Below are 19,185 nucleotides of genomic sequence, written 5' to 3'. Positions count from 1 at the left end.
TTATGAGTTGGAAAAAAAAAGAGCTGATGCAACTGTTACCGCCGTTCAACGGTTGTGATTGCTGTGTCCGTCTCTAAATGACCAAGAATTTCTTGATGGTACCCGCCACGTAATTTATCCGTGGGGTCAATCGAAAATCTAAAATCGAAAATCTAAAATCGAATGACTGATTTTTTTAACTGCGGCGACACAAAATCCAGCGCAATTCCATTGGCGGGCGTCCGTTTGCCATCGGAAAGACATCTCGACCGGTGGCCCAACTGGGAAACCAGGGCGTCGGCGGCCAGGCTCCTTCCGGCAGGTGGTGGCGTTCGTACTCAAACACCAATTCGTCGGATATTTGGACTAAGGGCAACCCTTCCATTGCGGTGGCGAGTTCTTGGGGGGTAAATAAAGTAGACCAGGAGAGTTGGGCAACTTGTCGCACCAGGACATCTGGCTGGTAGTCGCCGACGGTTAAAAATGTGCTGAACAGCAAAAGGCCTCCGGGACACAGGGAATCGCACATTTTAGCGAGGAAAAGCCGTACTTGATCGCTGTCTCGAAAATGTGAGATGACTTCGGCGGCAACTGCCAACTGATAGCGGGCGGGTTTCATCCGCATTAAGGGGTCGAGCACATCGCCTTCAGTAACTGTCACGGGAAGGTTTTCGGCTGTTACTGCCGCTTTCAATTGTTCTGCAAAAGCTGGAGTTAGTTCGATCGCATCCACAGAATAGCCCAATCTCGCCAGCGGCAAGGTATTGCGGCCGGTACCAGCCCCCACGTCCAAAATCCGCACTCGATCGGGTGTACCCAATTTAGCAGCCGTCGCCATCAATTTTGCGTCTGGATGAGAGCCGAAAAGCGGAGGTTCTCTGGTGTCTACCCAGCTTTTGTACTGTTCTCCCATTGTTGAGGTAGTAACAATCACTTTGCAGGCTAAACCTGTTTGGGGCGGCTGTACCGATTCGTATTGCAGGATCAGCATCGATGCTGTGGAGGTGCGGTAGCCTTGTTCTAACTTGCTGGCTAAAAGCTTGCTGAGTTCGTCTCTGCGTTCTTCTGGCAGGGGTCTGTCGAGAGTGCGAAATAGCTGTTCGATCGCCTTGAGATAGTGGCTTAGCATTCCCGGTACACAGGGGAAAACTAATTCTCCGCGAGCGATGATGCGAGTATTAATTTTGTAGAGGATAGCTTGCTGGAGAATGTCGGGATTTACTACCAGCGGTAGCTGTTCGGTCTGGTCGATCGTACTTTCGGCGCCCATAAATTCCGCGAAGAAGGAAGAAGGAAGAAGGAAGAAGGAAGAAGGAAGAAGGAAGAAGGAAGCCGTGTACAAGATTTAACGGATTTAACCGATGGATTTTGAGGCTTGAGGTTGGAGGTTCGGGGGAAGTCCGTTGAGAGCTGACTGTACAATTTAAAAGTATAAAAAAGCCGATATTAGATTTCTTTGGTTTCGTTGCTGAGTATTTTTAGATTTTAGAAAAGGCGATTTTAGAGCTTTATTTTGCATAAATTTCCAATCTCAAATCTCAAATCGACCAAGCCCAAAACCCGAGTAGCTCTGAAAATCGGAGTTAGTATCAAGATAAGCTGTAGCGCATTTAAATTGTATGTTTCACGGCGAGGTGGAAAAAGCGTCAAATCCTCTCGCCTTCTCCCCTCTCTCCATCCCCTCGTCAGCCATAACAGGCAATTTATATGGGTAGCAAATTAAAGCTGGGCTTAGTTGCTGCCGGTAAAAGTCACTTGCGGGAACCTTGACTGAGCTTCAGTCATCGGGCGCCGTCTGCCTTCCTCTTGCCAGTAGTTAATTACTTCTGTGGCTTGGTTGAGGATTTCGACGCGATCGTTATCAGCAATCCAGTGTTTGGCTTCGAGTTCGTTTTTGAGGTCTTCCCACGCATCTTTGCGAGGCCAGAAAAAGTAGGATGTCAGCGGGCTAGTTCCTTTGCCGACAACTTGGTCAACGGCGAGGGCAACATTCTCTTCTAGCCAGAGAACTTTTAAGATGAACTTGGACAAGCAAACCTCCAGGGTTCCGATCGAACTTGTTAAAAATTTCTACAATCGCTAAGCGTAGCACATTCTGTTCAATAATGAGTCATCAGTGATTAAAAGTTTTGTCTGGGGCTGGGTTTCGTGCCGGAACTTGGCTTGAAACCGATAAAATTTGGGTTTTCACCCGCCCTAGGTACAAGGATGGTTAAGTTGTGAACAAAGTTATTTTAGTCTTCGACATTGACGGTGTGGTGCGGGATGTGTCGGGTTCCTACCGGCGGGCGATCGCGGATGCGGTGGAACATTTCACGGCGGGTGCTTTTCGCCCGAATTCTCTCGATATCGACTCTCTGAAGTCTGAGGGAGTGTGGAATAATGACTGGCAGGCGTCTTTCGAGTTAGTTTGCCGTTATTTTGAGGGGATTGGGCGATCGAGAAACCAACTCGCTCTCAACTATGACGAATTAGTGGCTTTTTTCCAAAATCGCTATCGCGGGGCTGATGAGAAAAATTGGACTGGTTACATTTGTGACGAACCGCTGCTGTTAAGTCCGGCTTACCTGGAAAATTTAACAGTTGGAGGGATTGTGTGGGGCTTTTTTAGCGGCGCGATGCGGGATGAAGCTGCTTATGTTTTGTCAGGGAAACTGAGTTTAAATTCCCCCGTGTTGGTGGCGATGGAAGATGCACCGGGAAAACCCGATCCGGCTGGACTTTTCTCCGCAATTGAACAGTTGGAAAACCTGCACGGTTTAGAAAAAAATTTGCCTGTAATTTACGCAGGAGATACTGTTGCCGATATTTACACGGTTGTGAAGGCGCGGGAAGTGCAACCAAACCGGATTTGGTTGGGGACTGGAATTTTGCCACCTCATGTTTTGGATGATTCTGTGCGGTGCGATGCTTATGCTGCGGCGCTGAAAACTGCCGGTGCAGCAGCGGTTTTCAGGAATGTAGAAGAGTTGACGGCTGCGCGGATTCGAGAATTAGTTAATTGTTAGTTGTCAGTTGTCAGTTGTCAGTTGTTAGTTGTCACTTATCGAAATAACCAATAACCAATAACCAATGACAACCGCCAACTTTCCCTTTGAGATTATTGCAAGTGCAAAAACTTGTCTAAGGCGCTGACTGCAACTGGTGGCCAGCGGCGGTTATTGGCAACCCAATCGATGTCTTTGTAGCGGGGATCGAGGCCGACTGCGGCTACCCAATTGCTCTCTGCTTCGCCGCGCTGTCCTGCTTCCCAAAGACAGGCGCTGAGGGCGGCTCTCATGTCGGCAAATTGGGGGTATCTGCGGACGATGTTTTTCATGTTGCGAATTGCTTCTTTGGTTTGCCCGTTTTGATAAAGTGCGAGGGCGTGGTTGGCGCGGGCAAAGGCGTATTCGGGGGCTAATTCAAAGGCTTTGCTGTAGTCGGCAATTGCTGGTTCCCATTTACCTAAACCGGCTTCGGCGTTGCCTCGGTTGTTGTAGGCGGCTGGATCTTTGGGGTCTAATTCTAACACATGATTGTAGTCGGCGATCGCTTCTTCCCAGCGTCCTAAACCTTCTAAAGCCGTGCCGCGGTTTAGGTAGGGATCGGGGGCATCGGGAGCTAGTTCGATCGCTTTTTCGTAGTCGGAAATAGCTGCTTGCAGCTTGTTTTGGCTGACTCTAGAATTGCCTCGGTTGCTCCAAGCGGCTGCTTGTGAGGGAAATTTGTCAATAATTTGAGTCCAAAAAGTTTCAGCGGCGGGAAATTGACCTTCGTTTGTAGCTTGAAAAGCTTTTTGAACGAGTTCTCCCAATTCCTGTTGGGGCTCGGCGATATCTGTTGGTTGTACTTGTGCGGCAACGGGCGCGATATTTCCCAACCACACTAACCCGGTTACAATTAATACTGTAAAAAATGTGAAAAGTGAGCGAATCATCGTTGTTGGTAGTTTAAACTTTACTAAACATATTATTAACCGAATTTGCGGGCGTTGGTTAGAAGATGTTTGAAAAGTTTCGGCGACTTAAGTCGCAGCTACACAGACAAAACCTGCCTCCGCAGGTTCTAAAACCCTGGATTTTCTTTAGTCCGCGCAGGCGGACTTTGGTTGTGTAGTTGCGGTTTTAACCGCCAGTTTGTGTAGTCGCAACTAAGGATAATTTGGTGAAAAAACGGTTGCTAATTTTGGGCGGGACGGGGGATGCTGCTGAACTGGCGGCAAGAGCGTCTCAAATCGCTGAAATAGAGGTGGTATCTTCGCTAGCAGGACGCACTCAGCAACCTTTTACCCCAAAAACGGGTACGGTGCGAATTGGAGGGTTTGGTGGGGCGGCTGGGCTAGCCGAGTTTTTGCTCGATCGCCCGATCGACTTGTTAATTGATGCTACTCATCCGTTTGCGGCTCAGATTTCTGCCAATGCTGCTGTTGCTGCTGCTGAATGTAATGTGCCCTATTTGATGCTGGTGCGTCCAGCTTGGGAGATGGTGGAGGGCGATCGCTGGATTGAAGTTGCCAGCCACTCGGAGGCTGCAAAGGCTTTATTAGGGCAGTCTCAGAGGGTGTTTCTCACAATTGGCAGGCAGGAATTGGCTGCGTTTGCGGGTTTGGATGCTATTTGGTTTTTGATGCGGGCGATCGATCCTCCTGCACTAAATACTCCTGTTCCTAACGGTAAATTGTTATTAGCAAGGGGGCCTTTTACATTGGAAGACGAACGGCAATTGCTGTTAGAATATCAGATTGATACAATTGTTAGTAAAAACAGCGGGGGCGGTGCTACTTATGCTAAAATTGCTGCGGCTAGGGAACTTGGAATTCCGGTTGTAATGGTGCAGCGGCCGCAGATTCCCCATGTTGAGCAGGTTGATAATGTTGAACGAGCGATCGCTTGGCTAATTCAGCAGTTATTAGTTATTAGTTATTAAGTTAAATCCTTTTCGCGATCGGAATGTGCCAGCGCGCCTCAACTGAGCTTGTAGCAGCCAGACTGCAAGAATTGCTCTCCCCTTAGTCTACAACCACCTATACTAATATAGCAATCCTAAATCATTTGTGAATTTCTTACTCCCTCCCCTTAGCAAGGGGAGGGTTGGGGTGGGGTAAAAAATTTACGACTCATTTAGGATTGCTATATCAGCAGTTGGGGTTAAGGTCGCGGATTTGACGGGGTGACAACCCCTCTGTCTGTGTGAGAGCGATCGATTTAAACTCTTCTCAGTGCAAGGCTTTCCGGTTTTTTGTCGCGCCGTCAGGAGAATTACTCTAATAACCATACCAAATAAGGAGACTCAAATATATGCAATACAAAAACGGTATGCCAATTGCCATTATTGGCGCGGGGATATCAGGCATTACGACAGCCCATATTCTCAAGAAAAATGGTTTCCAAGCAGTTGTTTTCGAGAAATCCGAAAAGCTTGGCGGAGTATGGGCACTTGCATACCCAAACGTACACCTGCAAAATATCAGGGAACAGTATCATTTATCTGATTTTCCCTGGCCATTCACGCCTGATTTACATCCCACCGGAGAACAAATCCTGAATTATTTGGAACAAGCGGTCAACCATTTAAAGCTTGATGTGCGGTTAAATCATGAAGTTATCGAACTCAAAGAAACAGAAGATGGCTGGCTATTAAAATATAAAAACCAGGATGGCGTTCGCGAAGAATTATTTGGATACGTCGTTATGTCAGTTGGGCAATATACAGAAGGAAAGTATCAACCTGAATTTCCAGGTATCGAAGATTTCGGCGGGAAAATCATCACTGAACGGGATGTGCACGCGCTTGATATATTCGACAATCAACGAGTTGTAATCGTTGGCTTCGGAAAAAGTGCTTTGGACATGGCGACTTTCGCAGCCAAACAAGGCGCGCAAGTAAATCATGTATTTCGTACACCGCGCTGGCTTATCCCAGAATGGATTTTGGGCGTACATTTTACCTACCCATTATTCAGCCGTTTTGGAACAGTGATGATGACAAGTTGGGCACATCCAACCGCCATTGAACGTTTCCTGCACAATCGCCTTGGCTTCATTGTTTCAGCTTTTTGGGATTTGATTGCATCCATCTTCCGCTTTCAAGTTGAGCGAAATGTTTCTGGAAAAGGCCAAGCCGCCCAGAGTCGCATCAAAGCTGTACAACCAGACCACAAACTATTGCCTGATTTACGTTCAGCCACAGCGGTTGCGCCTGAAGATTACTATCCGTTTATTGCAGAAGGAAAAATCTCGCCCCACCGTGCAGAATTATCTGGTTTTTCGCCAGAAGCAGTAAAGTTGAAAAATGGTTGCGAGATTCCATGCGATTTAGTCATTCTATCTTTGGGTTCGCAAGCGCCAATTTTTCCATTTTTGCCTGATAAATATCGAAAAATCTTGGAAACCGAACCCGATGGCGTGCAGTTATATCGCCACTTGCTTCATCCTCGCATTCCTGGCATTGCCTTTGCCGGGTTCAATCATGGATATATGCACGTGCCTGCTGTCGAAATTGCCGCACAATGGCTGTGTGCTTACTTGCGTGGTGAACTTGAGTTACCTTCCAGCGAAAATATGGAAAAAAGTATTGAATGTATCCGCCAGTGGAAACGCGCAAATATTCAATTTGAACCTTCGCGATCCTGTGCAGTCAACACTCGCTTTCAACAATATATTGACATCATGCTTAAAGATATGGGTGTTTCTCCTTATCGAAAATTGCCTAACATTTTCGCTGAGATATTCGGCAGATATCAACCATCAGATTATCTTGGCGTATGGGAAGAATATAATCACAAAAAGAAAAGTCGCTCTGCTCCACTACACCCTCTTCCGTTGGATACATGATTACTTCCCTAGCTTAAACTGTTACCTTAGCAATGGGCACTGCCTGGGGATACAAATCGCTCGGCTCTGCCTCCACTTCCAATCACCAATGCCCAATTCCCAATTCTCAATGCCAAATTACTTTGATTTTTTCTGACTATTCAAAGAGTTAAGATGATTGTTCATTTTTTGCAGGTATGTTTTTAAAACAGGATACTGTGAAGTTGCTAGCAGTGTATCTTTTTTCTGGCTGACAGTTGTTTCTAATGGCAAAACGCGATAGTTCGTTTTATTGTTCTGAGTATAGCGGTGTACCCAAGTCGGAATGGTTTTGATGCTGGTAATTTCTGTAGTTTTTTCGGGAAAGGTTTTGCGAATATTTACTTGCAAAATTACGCCTAGGTCTGTATAATTTTTATTCTGACCGGAAATGAAGTTTCCCATTGAATAAATTGCTACAGCTTTGCGGGTTTTGCCATTCTTCCCGGGGAAGTTAAAAATTTTGTAAGGTTGGACGACGTGGGGATGGCTGCCGAGAATGATGTCTGCACCAGCTTTTAATAGGTTTTGAACTAATTGTTTTTGTGGCGGGTTTGGCTGTCGCTCATATTCATTGCCAAAATGCAGGGAAATTGCGATAATATCTGCTCCTTTTTTTCGGGCTTTAGCAATGTCTTTGACTATCTTTTTTTCGTCTATTAGGGAAACTAAATAATCTTTGCCTTTGGGTATGGGAATGCCGTTTGTGCCGTAGGTGTAGGCTAGCATGGCTAGTGAAATGTTGTTTTTGGTGCTGATTAAAGTGCGATCGCCCGCCGCTTTCGATTCGGCTGTTCCTGTGGAAGCAATTTTACGATCGCTCAGATTGGCGATCGTCCTAATTACGCCTTTTTCTCCACGGTCTAAAGCATGATTGTTCGCGGTTGTCAAGATATTAAATCCGGCTTTTTTAGCCGCATCCGCTAATTGAGCCGGTGCGTTAAATAGCGGATATCCCGTATATCCGCCCGCATCTTCGCCCGCTAAAGGTGTTTCGAGATTTCCGATGACCCAATCGCCTGTTGATAGGATACTTTTAACTGGTGCGAAGAAAGTGTCAAAATTGTATGTTTTCTTTTTGGCGTCGTAGCCCGATCGCGTTTGGGTACTGTGCATCATGATGTCGCCGACAGCAATTAGTTTTGCTTCTTCGATCTCAGACTTTGGTTTGGCGGGAACAGGGGCTGCAATCGGCGATCGACTTTCTGTAGGCTGTGTGTTGGTTTGTGGCGTTTGAATATTGCAGCCTGCGATCGAAAGCATGGCAATTACCGAAAGCAACCGACTAAAATTCATGATTTTTGAGAGTGATTTTTCGGCTTATATGGTATCATAACTAAATTAGTTACGGCTAAATAGATGAAAAAAAACTATCTAATTATTGCCTTTATTGTTTTTGTATTAATTACAAGTTTTGGTCTTTTAACTTACGCTCAAACTTCGGGCGATAAACCTTTTGAATTTGCCTTGATTGGCGATTTGCCCTACAGTGCGGAACAGGAAGCAAAATTTCCGAGTTTGATTGCAGATATCAATAGATCGCCCGCAGCGTTTGTCGTCCACGACGGCGACATTAAAAACGGTTCTAGTGTCTGCGATGATGCAACTTTTCTCAGCCGCAAGCAGTTATTTGACAATTTTGAGATACCGTTTATTCTAGTTTATGGTGACAATGAATGGACGGATTGTCACCGTTCAAATAACGGCAGTTACGATCCAGTAGAAAGACTTGCTAAACTGCGGGAAATATTTAGCAACGGTAATCAAAGTTTGGGAAAGCGCACCTTAACTCTCACCCGTCAAAGCGAAAACCCGCAGTTTGCTAAATACCGCGAAAATGTCCGCTGGATTTATCATGGCATTGTATTTTTTGCGATTAATATGCCGGGAAGCCACAACAATTTTGGCCGCACTCCCGAAGCAGATGCAGAATATGCCGATCGCAATTCAGCTAACTTAGCCTGGATCAAAGAATGTTTTGCTTTAGCCAAACGCAGCAAGAGCAAAGGAATTGTGTTAGTTGCACAGGCAAATCCGGGATTTGAACTCGATCCGACGGACAAAAGAAGAAGCGGCTACAACGATTTTATCGCAACTCTGGAAACAGAAACAGGCAATTTCCCAGGGCAAGTTGTATTCGTCCACGGCGATACTCACTATTTCCGCATCGATAAACCTTTACCCTATTTTACCGATGAGACTCAACTACCGAGAATGAAAAATTTTACTAGAGTTGAAACTTTTGGTTCTCCCAACGTGCATTGGTTGCGGGCTTTTTATGACCCTACAAATCCTAATTTGTTTGAATTTAAACAGCAGATTGTTCCGTAAAATTAGGCGAGGTAACACAATTTTTATGCAAGATAAATATTTTTTGGGCTTACACTGAATATAGGTAGAATTGAGGAATTTATTTATGACAATCGCCACTGGGCATCTTACCCTAGAAGAATTTCTGAAACGGCCAGAAACTAAACCTGCTAGCGAATACATTAAGGGGGAGATTATCCAAAAACCTCTGCCGAAAATAAAGCACAGCCGATTGCAATCAAAAGCCTGTAATGAAATTAATCAGGTGACGGAAACTCCAAAGATAGCTTATGCTTTTCCAGAGTTACGGTGTACCTTTGACGGTCGCTCAATTGTTCCAGATATTGCGGTACTATTGTGGGAACAGATTCAATTTGATGACAGTGGCGAACCGTTGGGTGATGTGCTAATTGCACCGTATTGGGCGATCGAAATCCTGTCGCCAGAGCAAAGCTCAAATCGCGTAACTAGAAAAATTATTCACTGTCTTCAACATAATTGTCAGTTGGGGTGGCTAATCGATCCAGACGATCGATCAATTTTAGCATTTTTGCCCAACCAACAACCTCAATTCTGCGAAGGTAGCGATGTCCTTCCTGTACCCGAAATGATTCCCCTTAATATCACCGCCGAACAGGTGTTTAGTTGGTTGAGAATGCAAGAATGAATCAGGGCGATCGTCTTTTTTGTACCAATTTTAAAACTCTACCAGTTGGGTTTGTAGTGAGGATTTTAATCTTCATCTAAAATCAGGAATGAAGTCCTTATTACAAACCAAATCCCCTATTGCCGCCACCTGTCAAATTGGTCTTCGGAACAGCCATTAATAAATTGATTGTTCACCCAACCGTCAAGGATTGTAAAAGTTTCATTAGGAGGATTTCCTGAAGATCTGGCCGCAATTTTCACCCAATTACCTTGTCTGCTGACAGCCCTAACTCCGTCTCCTCTTTTGAGTTTAGCTACAACCGGGTACTTATTGCCTGGGCCTTTGCGAATGTTAACAGCGCCACCTTCACCTGTAATAAACGAGCAATGAGTTTGCTTTTTTAAAGCTTCTGCTTTTGCGGGAGCGAGGCTTTGCTGCTTGCCGAAAACCGGAAAGCTGTAAAGTGAGAAGCTAAAACTTGCAACGACGGCTGCAATAAAAAAGGCTTTTGATTGAGTAAAAATTAGCATTATTTCATTTCCTTGGATTGACCGAACTGAAGTCCTGACTGTGATTTTTTTGAGAAGGACTTCAGCCCTTACTACTAACTGTTATTTGACAGAGGCAAACCATTCGGTAACACCTTGAGCGATCGCCTCGGCTAACTTCTTCTGTTCTGTCGGATTCACAATCCATTCAAACTCTTCGGGATTAATCATAAATCCCAATTCCATTAAAACAGATGGAGCAACGGCAGGACGAGTCATTGCTAAGTTGTTCCAGAATACACCATAGCTCGGACGGTTCAACTTGGCAACTAAATAATTGTGCAAAAACATTGCCAAACTGTGCGCTTGCGGGTGAAACCAGAAAGCGCCGACGCCTTTAGTCTTAATGGCATCGCCGTTATCCGGCAAAGCATTGTAGTGAATTGAAATTGCGATCGCAGGTTCTTCTTTTTGAATCATTTCCACCCTCGGCGGCAAATCCAAATCGACATCTTCTACCCGCGTCATGAGCACATTCGCGCCCCGATTTACCAATTCCTGTTGCACCAATTTCGACACTGTTAAAGCTACTGTTTTTTCCCTAATTCCCACTGGACTCACCGCACCTCCATCCTCCGGCCCGCCGTGTCCCGGATCGATGAGAATCTTAATTCCCGATAAGGGTTTTGCTTGCGAATTCGGCATCATGCTTGTATTCGCCGGCGGGTGTTTTAAAGACAGCACTAAAGTTGTGCCGTCGTATCTCAGCTTATAGCCCCACTGCTGGGCAGATTTGAGATTAAAAGTGTATTGTACTTGCAGCGGCGAGATTTGTTGCCACACCAAACGTGAAATTACCGGGTCATCAGAGACGCGAATAATGTCAGTTTGAGCGGTGGTATTGTATAGCGTTAAAGTAAAAGTGCCTTCTCCTTCCTGCACAGTGACTGGGACTGGTGTTTCTAAGGGGAATAAGACTTCTGTCCAGCCGGAAACTTGACGCGAGCTGGCGCTGCGAATAATCGATCGCGGCGGCACTGAATCCTGGACAATTCGCACTTCCGCTGCTTTAATCCAAGCACCGTAATCGAGTCTGAGCCATTCTCCCTCGCGCCCGATAATTGTTGCTCGCGTTCCCTTCGGCAGTGGTGTCATCCGAGAAAAATCTGTACTCGCTCCGGTTCTGGCGACACCAGGATCTGCTGTTACTTCGGCTATTTCTAAGTCAGCCGGAGAAAGAATAGAAATCTTGCCAGTACCCTGTTGGCTGATAGTTCGATCGTTCATTGTTAGCTCAAACGATGGCACGCCTAAATCAACTGTTTCTCCCTTAGATGAGAGGGCGTTCTCAGGGGTTTTACCGCAGCCTTGATACTGTTCGCTGCCGCCTTTTTTAATCGGGGAGTTTTCACCTAACAGTACAGATTTGTTGTCGGGTAGTTCGACTTGCGATCGCGCTTTTAAAGGAATAGTAATGCCCGCCAATTTTACCGAAACTTGAGCATTCGCTGGTGCGATCGCCCCAAAGCAAATATATTCCCCCGGCAAACTCGCCACATCGACTTTCGGCGTCAGGGAATCTTTAGCAAAAGCCAATCCTACAGGGGCTTCCGGCTGATTCGACTGGCGCGTCACCTTAATTTTGACTTCCTGATTTTCGTAACGCAAGGTAAAGAGATTTTCGCCGAGTTGCAGCGGAAAAGTCGGGGCGAAATGCCCGGATGCGGTGCGCGAAATTTGGTTGCCATTTACTAACACTTGTCCCGGTGCGGGCGCTGTACCGATTAAAAAGATGCGATCTGATGTAGTTTTGTGGTTGGCGGGAGGATAAGCGAGAAACAAAGGTTGAGCGGCGACAGCTACAGAGGCGATCGCCACGATCATCCCAAACACAACTAATCCTAAAAATTTTCTCATTCTAAATCGCAACTAATTGAGAGTCTGTTGATTATTTATACTAGAACTTTCCCTAAGAAACCGGATTTCTGAGGATTAGTCCTAAGTCTTATTTACTAGACAGAACCCATTTTATCAGGTTTGTAGTTGCAATTGAGCGAGCTGCCACATAAATCCCCGCGTCAAACCATTAAGTTTTAATTAATTCCGAGGTCGTTCTCCACAGTTGCTCCAACCGATTCGCCGGCATCGTCAAATACAAAACATCCCCCGTACTCAAACAAAAATTCAGTAAATCCCAGCCGTGAATAGTTTGACAATTAGTTTCCACATACAGAGGCACAAAATCAGCAGACTTAGCGGCATCTTGAATGCGGTGACCGCAGAAAGGATGTTTTGGGGTAATCAATGTGCCCAAGCAAACCCATAGACTGTCAGCCGTCACTCCGTTCCCTAAAATTCTGCCTCCAATCGCCGCCGCTGCGAAAGCTGGGGCAGCCAATTCCGTCGGGTTCAAAACTCCTTCAAACTCAAAAACTTGCTGCACCATCAAAGCAAAATGTTGGTCTTGATTGCGGACAATAACTGATAGTTTGGGCGCCAATCCTTTAGCGCTCAAGGCAATTTCGACATTAGACATATCGCTGCTAGTAACAGCTAAAAGTGCTGCCGCTTCCTTAACATTAGCAGCTTCCAGAGTTGCGGCCAAACTGGCACTTCCCTGAATTACCGGAATTTTCATTGAGCGAGCCGTGCTCAGAAATCGGCTGTTCGGATCTTGCTCGATCGCCACAATATCGTAACCGTTAGTGTACAGTTCTTTAGCAATTTGGATACCCATTCCTCCGAGTCCGCAGATAATGTAATGATTGCGCTGCGGCACTCGCGCCACATCCCAATATTCGGTAAAGCGAGTTCCCAATACATAATCGTTGAGCAGCGCGTAGCAGATGCCGACGATGCCGGCTCCCACTAACATCATGACAATTGTAAATAGTTTAATGCTTTCGGGAGCTTGTTCGGCTACTTTTTCATGGCCTCCGGCTCCGGTAATCATCCCTACTGAAAAATAGAGAGAATCGACAATTGAGATATTATCGTCAACACAAATATAGGTAGCAGTAGCAACGGCGATCATTGACAGCAGTGTCAGTACAACAATTACTGCTGCTTGGCTGTGCTGCTGAAAGCGGCGCAGGCTAGTTAATGTTTTGAGCAGTTTTTGAGTTAAAGTTTTTTGGGGACTGTGGATAGTCGGCTGAGTGGCAACAATTAGCCGATCGCCCTGCTGACACGGCCGATCGGCAAGCACCGCCGATACTAAATCAGTTTTGTTAGCAGCCGGGAGATAATAAATCAACATTCGCGATCGATCCTCCCATAAATCGCTCAGTTTGCGATTTTTCCAAGGATGTGTTTCATCGATATATTCTTCGTGAATCGGCCAAGTGCGATCGAACAAACGCAACTGTCCGATCGCCTGATTTCCCAGAGCCGCAAAGGCAAAAACCGGAGCCGCCAATGATGAAACGCTCATGGAAGTGTGATCGGGCAAAGTGTGGTCAATTCTGTCGCCCAAGCTAGTATTGAACAATCTGTTGATGATGCGAATCTGAGGATTGAGAATCCTCGCCTGCATCAAAATTGCCAAATTCACAGCATCATCGTCTGCTGCAATTACTAAAGTGTGAGCATTTTGAATGCCAGCCGCCAACAAGGTAGAAGCTGCTTGCAAATTGCCGACAACCACATCAGAAGTTTCGCCGCGAATTGGGCGATCGCTAATACCAACAACAATAGCTCCTTGCTGTCTCAACAAACAAAAAATCTTGTGTCCCGTGTGGCCCAACCCGCAAACAATGATTCGAGGTTTCATAAAAATTTATTTGCCAGCCAATTTCGGAGCTGTGCTTTGTAGTTTTACTTACCATTGTTGACTTTCCTGGCTTTGCAGAATGTAGCTAAAAAGACTATCTAGGAAACTTGTGCCGCCGTGGCCTGGAAGTTTTGAAACAACGACATGGGACTGCCGTCTCCCTAAAGCCGCGTTCCCAAGTTTTGAAACAAGGACACAGCAGTGCCCTGTACCTACAGATATGAGGTGCAATAACCTAATATTAATCTTTGAAAAATATCCGGGTGCGACAGCCAACCCGCAGAATGTGAATAGGCAGGGACAGGACACTGCCCTGTCCCTACAACTATGACTTCCTACATAAATTTAGCTGCCTTAGCGGCAGGAGTTATTATGAAATTGACTGCACCCTTATTAGCATCCGCTTTAGCTTTCGTCGGTACTGTCGCCTTTGCAAGCCAAGTACAAGCAGCTCCAGCCAGCAACTCTTTGAATAGCACTAGAACAACATTTCAGTGCGTTACGTCCGGTCGGAATTTTGTGACAATTGCGCGGCGGGGAAATGTCACGACCGATCCAATGATTCTGTGGAAATCTACCGAGTTCGGCCGCGAATATACACCTTGGCAGCGCTGTCAAATTGTTTCCAATAGACTGACCAAAGCTGTTGCCCAGAATGGCGGGAGATTGAGCAACTTGCAGTTAACAACAGGAATTGTTAATAACTTGCCAGTAGTTTGTTACGTGAACGGACGGGGGCGCTGCAACTCTCAAAATCTGCTGTTCACCCTAGACAAGCGCAATGCTAAAAATCCCGGTGATGCTTTAACGAGATTGATTAATTTTGCCCAAGACGGCGGTGGGCCAGTTACAACGTTCAGAACCGGAGGTCAATCGTCTGCACCGCAGTTTGTTCCGTTTGGAGATATGGTCGATCGAGCTTTTAATTCTCCAAACAATAAACCGTCAGTTCCTGTAGGGAAACCGCAGGGCGATCGAGGTATTTAATCTCGAATTCTACTCGTTACCAGGCAGAGCCTGGTAACACCGATCCGGAGGCTCTGCCTCCAATTTTCATGGAAGCTGCCGAGGCAGAGCCTCTGGATATCGGTTCCCAGGCAGAGCCTAGGAACCAGTTAAATTTTGAAACTATTGTGGGGTGGGCTAGAAGCCCACCCCTAAATATTTATATTAAAAACACTACACTGTCACCCCTTCAATCCTCTCATCTGTTAACTCATACAACTCTCGCAACTGCTGTAACTTATCCCCATCCGGCTGCCAGAAACCACGCCCGTTAGCCTCCAACATTCGCCCTACAATATTGCGAAAAGCTTCAGGATTTGCCTCTCGCAACTTCTGCGCCATATCTTCATCCAAAGCATAAGTATCAGCCGCCTGATCGTAAACCCAACCATCAGTAAAATCAGCCGTTCCGCCCCAACCAATTAACGCCGTCATGCGCTGCGAAATTTCATAAGCGCCGCCAGAACCTTGATTTGCCATCGCGTTAGCCCACTTAGGATTTAGCAACTTAGTTCGATATTCCAAGCGCAGCAAATCTTCTAAATTGCGCGGAGTGGTATCCTGAGAAAAACTTTCTACAAAACTCGTGTTAACCTTTTTGCCGCGCTGCTTTTCTGCGGCTTTCTTCAAACCGCCAGTATTCGCATAATACTCTTGAATATCAGTCAAACCGTATTCCACAGAATCAATTTCTTGAATTATGCGATCGCACCCTTGCAACAACTGAGTCAAAACCTCCGGCCTCGCCTCCCCCTTATCCTTTCTCCCGTAACTAAAAACATTGCGACTTTCCCAAGTTTTCCCCAACTCATCCCCCGATTCCCAACTACCATCAACAACCCTATCGTTAACCAAAGAACCAAAATCCCCAGCCGGATTAGAAAACAATCTTGCGGAATAATTATGCACACCTTTTGCCTGCAAAATTAAAGCGTGTTTGCGAATAAAATTATCCGATTCCGGTTCATCAGCCTCCGCCGCCCGCACGAACAAATCATCCAACAATTCAATAATATTCACAAAGCTATCTCGGAAAATCCCCGAAAGATTTCCCAACACATCAATCCGGGGATGACCGACATCAGCTAACGGTTTTAACTCATAGCGAACAATGCGGCCAGTACCTTCTTTTAGAGGTTCAGCCCCCACCAATTCTAGCAGAATTCCAATAGATTCGCCCCGCGTTTTAATCGCATCCAAACCCCACAACATCACCGCCACAGTCTCAGGATAATTTCCCTGTTCCTTAAGGTGCTTCTCAATAATTTTCCGAGCAATTTCGCGGCCCCTTTCATAAGCAGCAGGAGAAGGCATCCGATAAGGGTCTAAAGCATGAATATTTCGACCAGTTGGCAACACCCCAGCCCCATCCCGTAACAAATCCCCACCTGGTGCCGGCAGAATATATTCCCCATTCAAACCCCGCAAAAGATTAGTCAACTCATCCGTCGTTTGCAACAACAAATCCCGCACCAAAAAACCCTCCTCAAAAACCTCACCAAACCCCTCTTGTGGCACAGGCATCTTGCCTGTGCTTGTTTGCGAAACAATTGCTTTTACCTGTTCCTGTGACAACCTATCCCCAAAATAAGCCTCAAGATAAGAGGTCATTTCCTCAGAATTAGGCGGTTCCCCGAGAACGTGCAAACCAGAAGAAAACAAGCGAGATTCCACCACCTGCAAATACTCGTACAGCTTCACCAAATAGCGGTTAAAAGCATCAGCACTGAACATTCCCACATTCTCAAAACTAAAAGCAATCCCCAATTTTTGAGCATCCTCAAACGGACAGTCTGCCTCCAAACCGCTATCTAAAATCTTCTGGCAAATCGTCTCTTTCAGCACATAATTCTTTGCCGTATCTTCCCGATACTCCGCAATCAAATCCCGCAAAGCCATCAATTCCTTGTACAAGCCCGCGCGGCCGTAGGGCGGCACGTTGTGAGAAATTAAAACACCGTAACCGCGGCGTTTCGCTAACATCGATTCCGACGGATTGTTAGCGGCGTAGATATAAAGATTCGGCAAACTTCCCAACAGAATATCCGACCAAGAATAGCCAGTATTTCCCAGAGGAGATCCCGGCAACCATTCCACAGTGCCGTGCATTCCGAAGTGAACCACAGCATCAGCTTGATAATCATTTTGCAGCCACTTGTAAAAAGCAGCGTATTGAGGGTGAGGCGTCAAATCGCGATCGAACATTAAGCGCATCGGATCGCCCGAAATTCCCAGCGGCGGCTGCAAACCTATCCAAACATTCCCCAGTTGAATGCCACCAATTTGGAATTCGTCGCCGTCTGTCTTAATGCCCGTACCAGTTAAAGATTTCCACTGTTTTTCGATACGACTTGTTAACAGATATCCCAGCCATTTTTCTAAAGTTTTGACATTAACAGTCTCTTTTGTGGTACGGGCATCTTGCCTGTCACAAGTAGCTTCATCCGCCTCTTTCACCATGCGAATTAACTCCTCACCGTCAGCCGGAATTTCTCCAACTGTATAACCTGCTGCTTGAAGTTTGTGCAGGAAATTTAGCAGCGATTTCGGTACATTTAATAAAGCAGCCGTACCCGCGGCACCGTAACCAGGAGGAAACCCGTAGAGAATAATCGCAATTTTCCTTTCAGATGGCGGAGTTCGACCTAGTTTCACCCAATTGTTAATTCTACTTGTCAGGCGTTTCACGCGATCGGGCACCAGATAAATATCCTCACCCACCAAACCGCCCAGGGGAACAGGATCGATCGCGCCATCCAACTCAGGCAAAGCATACAATACCACACTTTGCAAACCCCCAATCCCCTGACGAGTCCAAGAATGGATATCCTGAATCAGCAGAGGTGCGGACACAAAATAAGGTACATTTTTAGCAGTTAAAATCCGCTTAGCAACTTCCACCTGCCTTCCACCCTCCATCGAACCAGCAGGCCCGCCAACCAAAGGAAAGCCAATAGTAGAAACAATAGCGTCTACTTCCACAGCATCTTTAGAAAGCGAAAGAGTTTCAATATTGCCTTGTTTTCGGCGCGCAGTTTCACCAGCAGTCGTCATCCAATCCCGCACCGCCACATGGCCTTCAACACCATTGATAAAAATCGGCAAAGGTACAATTCCCGCATCTTCAAAATAGCGAATTAATTGAGGAATATAAGGCTGCTTGGTGATAACGTGCTTGCGGTAAAGCAAGATGCCCACAACAGGGGATTTTACTAGATCTGAATTTGGGAACCAATTGGTTCCAAATTTTGTGGAAGTGGCATCTTTTCCGTTAGAAACTCGGTCAGAATTTTCAGACCAATTCGTCTCAAATTTTGTGGAACGGGCATCTTGCCCGTCATAACCATTTCTATCAAGATGTCTAGCTTCTTTTGTGGAACGGGCATCTTGCCCGCCCCTAGCATTTTGATGAGTCAGATACCAATCCAAATATTGCCGGGGCGATTCAAAATAACCGTTATAATCGGGATGCAATAAACCCATATTGGGAGTTTCCACAGGCGGCGGAATTTCTGCAACCTTCAGCCCCAAATACTTTTCGGCAATAATCCAAAACATCGACACAACATTATCCGCACCGCCCGCATTCCAGTAACCGTAAATAATCAGCCAGTTCCGCAAATCTTGCACTTTTTGCACTGGCACGTATTTCAATAACTTAGGCCCAACCTTCAAAAAACTGATGTAACCAGCCAGCTTATCTTCTTCTCGCCCGTTGCTGAACTTATCCAGAATAAACTTAACAGGTTTCGGCATTCCCTTCGGCTTGTCGCCAATTTTAAAAGCGCCGATTTGAGTAAGACTCATCAATTCCAAAGCCGACTCAAAAACCAAGCGAATCGGAATATGTTGCACCCTTTCCCGCAGCCACATTACCGCATCGTAATCAAACAGCAAACTTCCGAAAAAAACATCAGCATTCAAGAGGGCAGCCGCTACAGCGTCCGGTTCGTCTGCGAGGGCGCGATCGCTAAAAACCCGCACTTCCAATCCCTGACACCCAGAAACAGCCAACTCGGCAGCTTTGCGGTACAAATCAGCATTAAAAGATTCAAACCCTGCAATTAAAACAATGCGTTTCACAGCCCTACCTCGAAATATTTGCTTCTTTTAATGATAGACTAATTGCAGAAAATCACAGGCAAGATG

General features: G+C 46.0%; 14 protein-coding genes. 6 read left to right on the top strand and 8 right to left on the bottom strand.

Annotated elements, in window-relative coordinates; translation table 11 throughout:
• Nucleotides 1–175: 175 nt before the first annotated feature.
• Together QUA20_RS06690 and QUA20_RS06685 are read right to left on the bottom strand one after the other, a co-directional pair.
• Nucleotides 176–1,249 carry a class I SAM-dependent methyltransferase gene (locus tag QUA20_RS06690; protein ID WP_333186780.1) on the bottom strand — a complete coding sequence of 358 codons (1,074 nt, stop codon included), beginning with the start codon at nt 1,247–1,249 and terminating at the stop codon, nt 176–178.
• 461 nt (nt 1,250–1,710) lie between these two features.
• On the bottom strand, nt 1,711–2,022 hold the full coding sequence (locus QUA20_RS06685) for a 30S ribosomal protein PSRP-3 (protein WP_278187374.1): 312 nt from the start codon (nt 2,020–2,022) through the stop codon (nt 1,711–1,713).
• Between the two features lie 176 nt (nt 2,023–2,198).
• On the opposite strand from QUA20_RS06685, the gene QUA20_RS06680 reads away from it, so the two are divergent.
• Entirely contained in the window at nt 2,199–2,987 is a 789-nt protein-coding gene (locus QUA20_RS06680) for a TIGR01548 family HAD-type hydrolase (protein WP_333186778.1), read from the top strand.
• 92 nt (nt 2,988–3,079) lie between these two features.
• On the opposite strand, the gene QUA20_RS06675 is transcribed toward QUA20_RS06680, so the two are convergent.
• Nucleotides 3,080–3,898 (bottom strand): tetratricopeptide repeat protein, encoded by an 819-nt coding sequence (locus QUA20_RS06675; protein ID WP_333186776.1) that lies wholly within the window; start codon nt 3,896–3,898, stop codon nt 3,080–3,082.
• 227 nt (nt 3,899–4,125) lie between these two features.
• Between QUA20_RS06675 and QUA20_RS06670 the strand changes: the two genes are divergently transcribed.
• Both QUA20_RS06670 and QUA20_RS06665 read left to right on the top strand, forming a co-directional pair.
• Nucleotides 4,126–4,887 carry a cobalt-precorrin-6A reductase gene (locus QUA20_RS06670; protein ID WP_333186773.1) on the top strand — a complete coding sequence of 254 codons (762 nt, stop codon included), beginning with the start codon at nt 4,126–4,128 and terminating at the stop codon, nt 4,885–4,887.
• Between the two features lie 371 nt (nt 4,888–5,258).
• Nucleotides 5,259–6,794, top strand: a complete 1,536-nt coding sequence (locus tag QUA20_RS06665) for an NAD(P)/FAD-dependent oxidoreductase (RefSeq protein WP_333186770.1) — start codon at nt 5,259–5,261, stop codon at nt 6,792–6,794.
• A gap of 117 nt (nt 6,795–6,911) precedes the next feature.
• Here QUA20_RS06665 and QUA20_RS06660 read toward each other — a convergent pair whose 3' ends face one another.
• Nucleotides 6,912–8,108, bottom strand: a complete 1,197-nt coding sequence (locus tag QUA20_RS06660; RefSeq protein ID WP_333186768.1) for a CapA family protein — start codon at nt 8,106–8,108, stop codon at nt 6,912–6,914.
• A gap of 63 nt (nt 8,109–8,171) precedes the next feature.
• Here QUA20_RS06660 and QUA20_RS06655 point away from each other — a divergent pair, with 63 nt between their 5' ends.
• Together QUA20_RS06655 and QUA20_RS06650 are read left to right on the top strand one after the other, a co-directional pair.
• Complete coding sequence (locus QUA20_RS06655; protein ID WP_333186766.1) at nt 8,172–9,143, top strand: hypothetical protein; 972 nt, start codon at nt 8,172–8,174, stop codon at nt 9,141–9,143.
• Nucleotides 9,144–9,228: 85 nt separating this feature from the next.
• Nucleotides 9,229–9,789: a Uma2 family endonuclease gene (locus tag QUA20_RS06650; RefSeq protein WP_333186763.1), complete on the top strand. Its 561-nt coding sequence runs from the start codon at nt 9,229–9,231 to the stop codon at nt 9,787–9,789.
• 116 nt (nt 9,790–9,905) lie between these two features.
• On the opposite strand, the gene QUA20_RS06645 is transcribed toward QUA20_RS06650, so the two are convergent.
• The 3 genes from QUA20_RS06645 to QUA20_RS06635 form a co-directional block, all read right to left on the bottom strand.
• A complete protein-coding gene (locus QUA20_RS06645) occupies nt 9,906–10,301 on the bottom strand; it encodes an SH3 domain-containing protein (protein WP_333186759.1) in 396 nt (131 codons plus the stop codon).
• Between the two features lie 81 nt (nt 10,302–10,382).
• Nucleotides 10,383–12,176 (bottom strand): N-acetylmuramoyl-L-alanine amidase, encoded by a 1,794-nt coding sequence (locus QUA20_RS06640; protein ID WP_333186755.1) that lies wholly within the window; start codon nt 12,174–12,176, stop codon nt 10,383–10,385.
• 169 nt (nt 12,177–12,345) lie between these two features.
• The gene (locus tag QUA20_RS06635) at nt 12,346–14,031 is read right to left on the bottom strand and encodes an NAD-binding protein (protein ID WP_333186753.1); all 1,686 of its coding nucleotides are present in this window, start codon (nt 14,029–14,031) and stop codon (nt 12,346–12,348) included.
• A 327-nt stretch (nt 14,032–14,358) separates the two neighbouring features.
• Between QUA20_RS06635 and QUA20_RS06630 the strand changes: the two genes are divergently transcribed.
• On the top strand, nt 14,359–15,018 hold the full coding sequence (locus tag QUA20_RS06630) for a COP23 domain-containing protein (protein ID WP_333186751.1): 660 nt from the start codon (nt 14,359–14,361) through the stop codon (nt 15,016–15,018).
• A gap of 192 nt (nt 15,019–15,210) precedes the next feature.
• Here QUA20_RS06630 and QUA20_RS06625 read toward each other — a convergent pair whose 3' ends face one another.
• On the bottom strand, nt 15,211–19,119 hold the full coding sequence (locus QUA20_RS06625) for a cobaltochelatase subunit CobN (protein ID WP_333186748.1): 3,909 nt from the start codon (nt 19,117–19,119) through the stop codon (nt 15,211–15,213).
• Nucleotides 19,120–19,185: the final 66 nt, after the last annotated feature.

It is taken from the genome of Microcoleus sp. Pol7_A1 (assembly GCF_036701085.1).
Lineage (GTDB): Bacteria > Cyanobacteriota > Cyanobacteriia > Cyanobacteriales > Microcoleaceae > Microcoleus > Microcoleus asticus.
This window is presented reverse-complemented; position numbering and strand designations above follow the sequence as displayed.

What these genes read in the sequence shown, in the direction of transcription:
- QUA20_RS06690 (WP_333186780.1), bottom strand. Translation starts at nt 1,249, where the DNA reads ATGGGCGCCGAAAGTACGATCGACCAGACCGAACAGCTACCGCTGGTA.
- QUA20_RS06675 (WP_333186776.1), bottom strand. Translation starts at nt 3,898, where the DNA reads ATGATTCGCTCACTTTTCACATTTTTTACAGTATTAATTGTAACCGGG.
- QUA20_RS06665 (WP_333186770.1), top strand. Translation starts at nt 5,259, where the DNA reads ATGCAATACAAAAACGGTATGCCAATTGCCATTATTGGCGCGGGGATA.
- QUA20_RS06660 (WP_333186768.1), bottom strand. Translation starts at nt 8,108, where the DNA reads ATGAATTTTAGTCGGTTGCTTTCGGTAATTGCCATGCTTTCGATCGCA.
- QUA20_RS06655 (WP_333186766.1), top strand. Translation starts at nt 8,172, where the DNA reads ATGAAAAAAAACTATCTAATTATTGCCTTTATTGTTTTTGTATTAATT.
- QUA20_RS06650 (WP_333186763.1), top strand. Translation starts at nt 9,229, where the DNA reads ATGACAATCGCCACTGGGCATCTTACCCTAGAAGAATTTCTGAAACGG.
- QUA20_RS06645 (WP_333186759.1), bottom strand. Translation starts at nt 10,301, where the DNA reads ATGCTAATTTTTACTCAATCAAAAGCCTTTTTTATTGCAGCCGTCGTT.
- QUA20_RS06640 (WP_333186755.1), bottom strand. Translation starts at nt 12,176, where the DNA reads ATGAGAAAATTTTTAGGATTAGTTGTGTTTGGGATGATCGTGGCGATC.
- QUA20_RS06635 (WP_333186753.1), bottom strand. Translation starts at nt 14,031, where the DNA reads ATGAAACCTCGAATCATTGTTTGCGGGTTGGGCCACACGGGACACAAG.
- QUA20_RS06630 (WP_333186751.1), top strand. Translation starts at nt 14,359, where the DNA reads ATGACTTCCTACATAAATTTAGCTGCCTTAGCGGCAGGAGTTATTATG.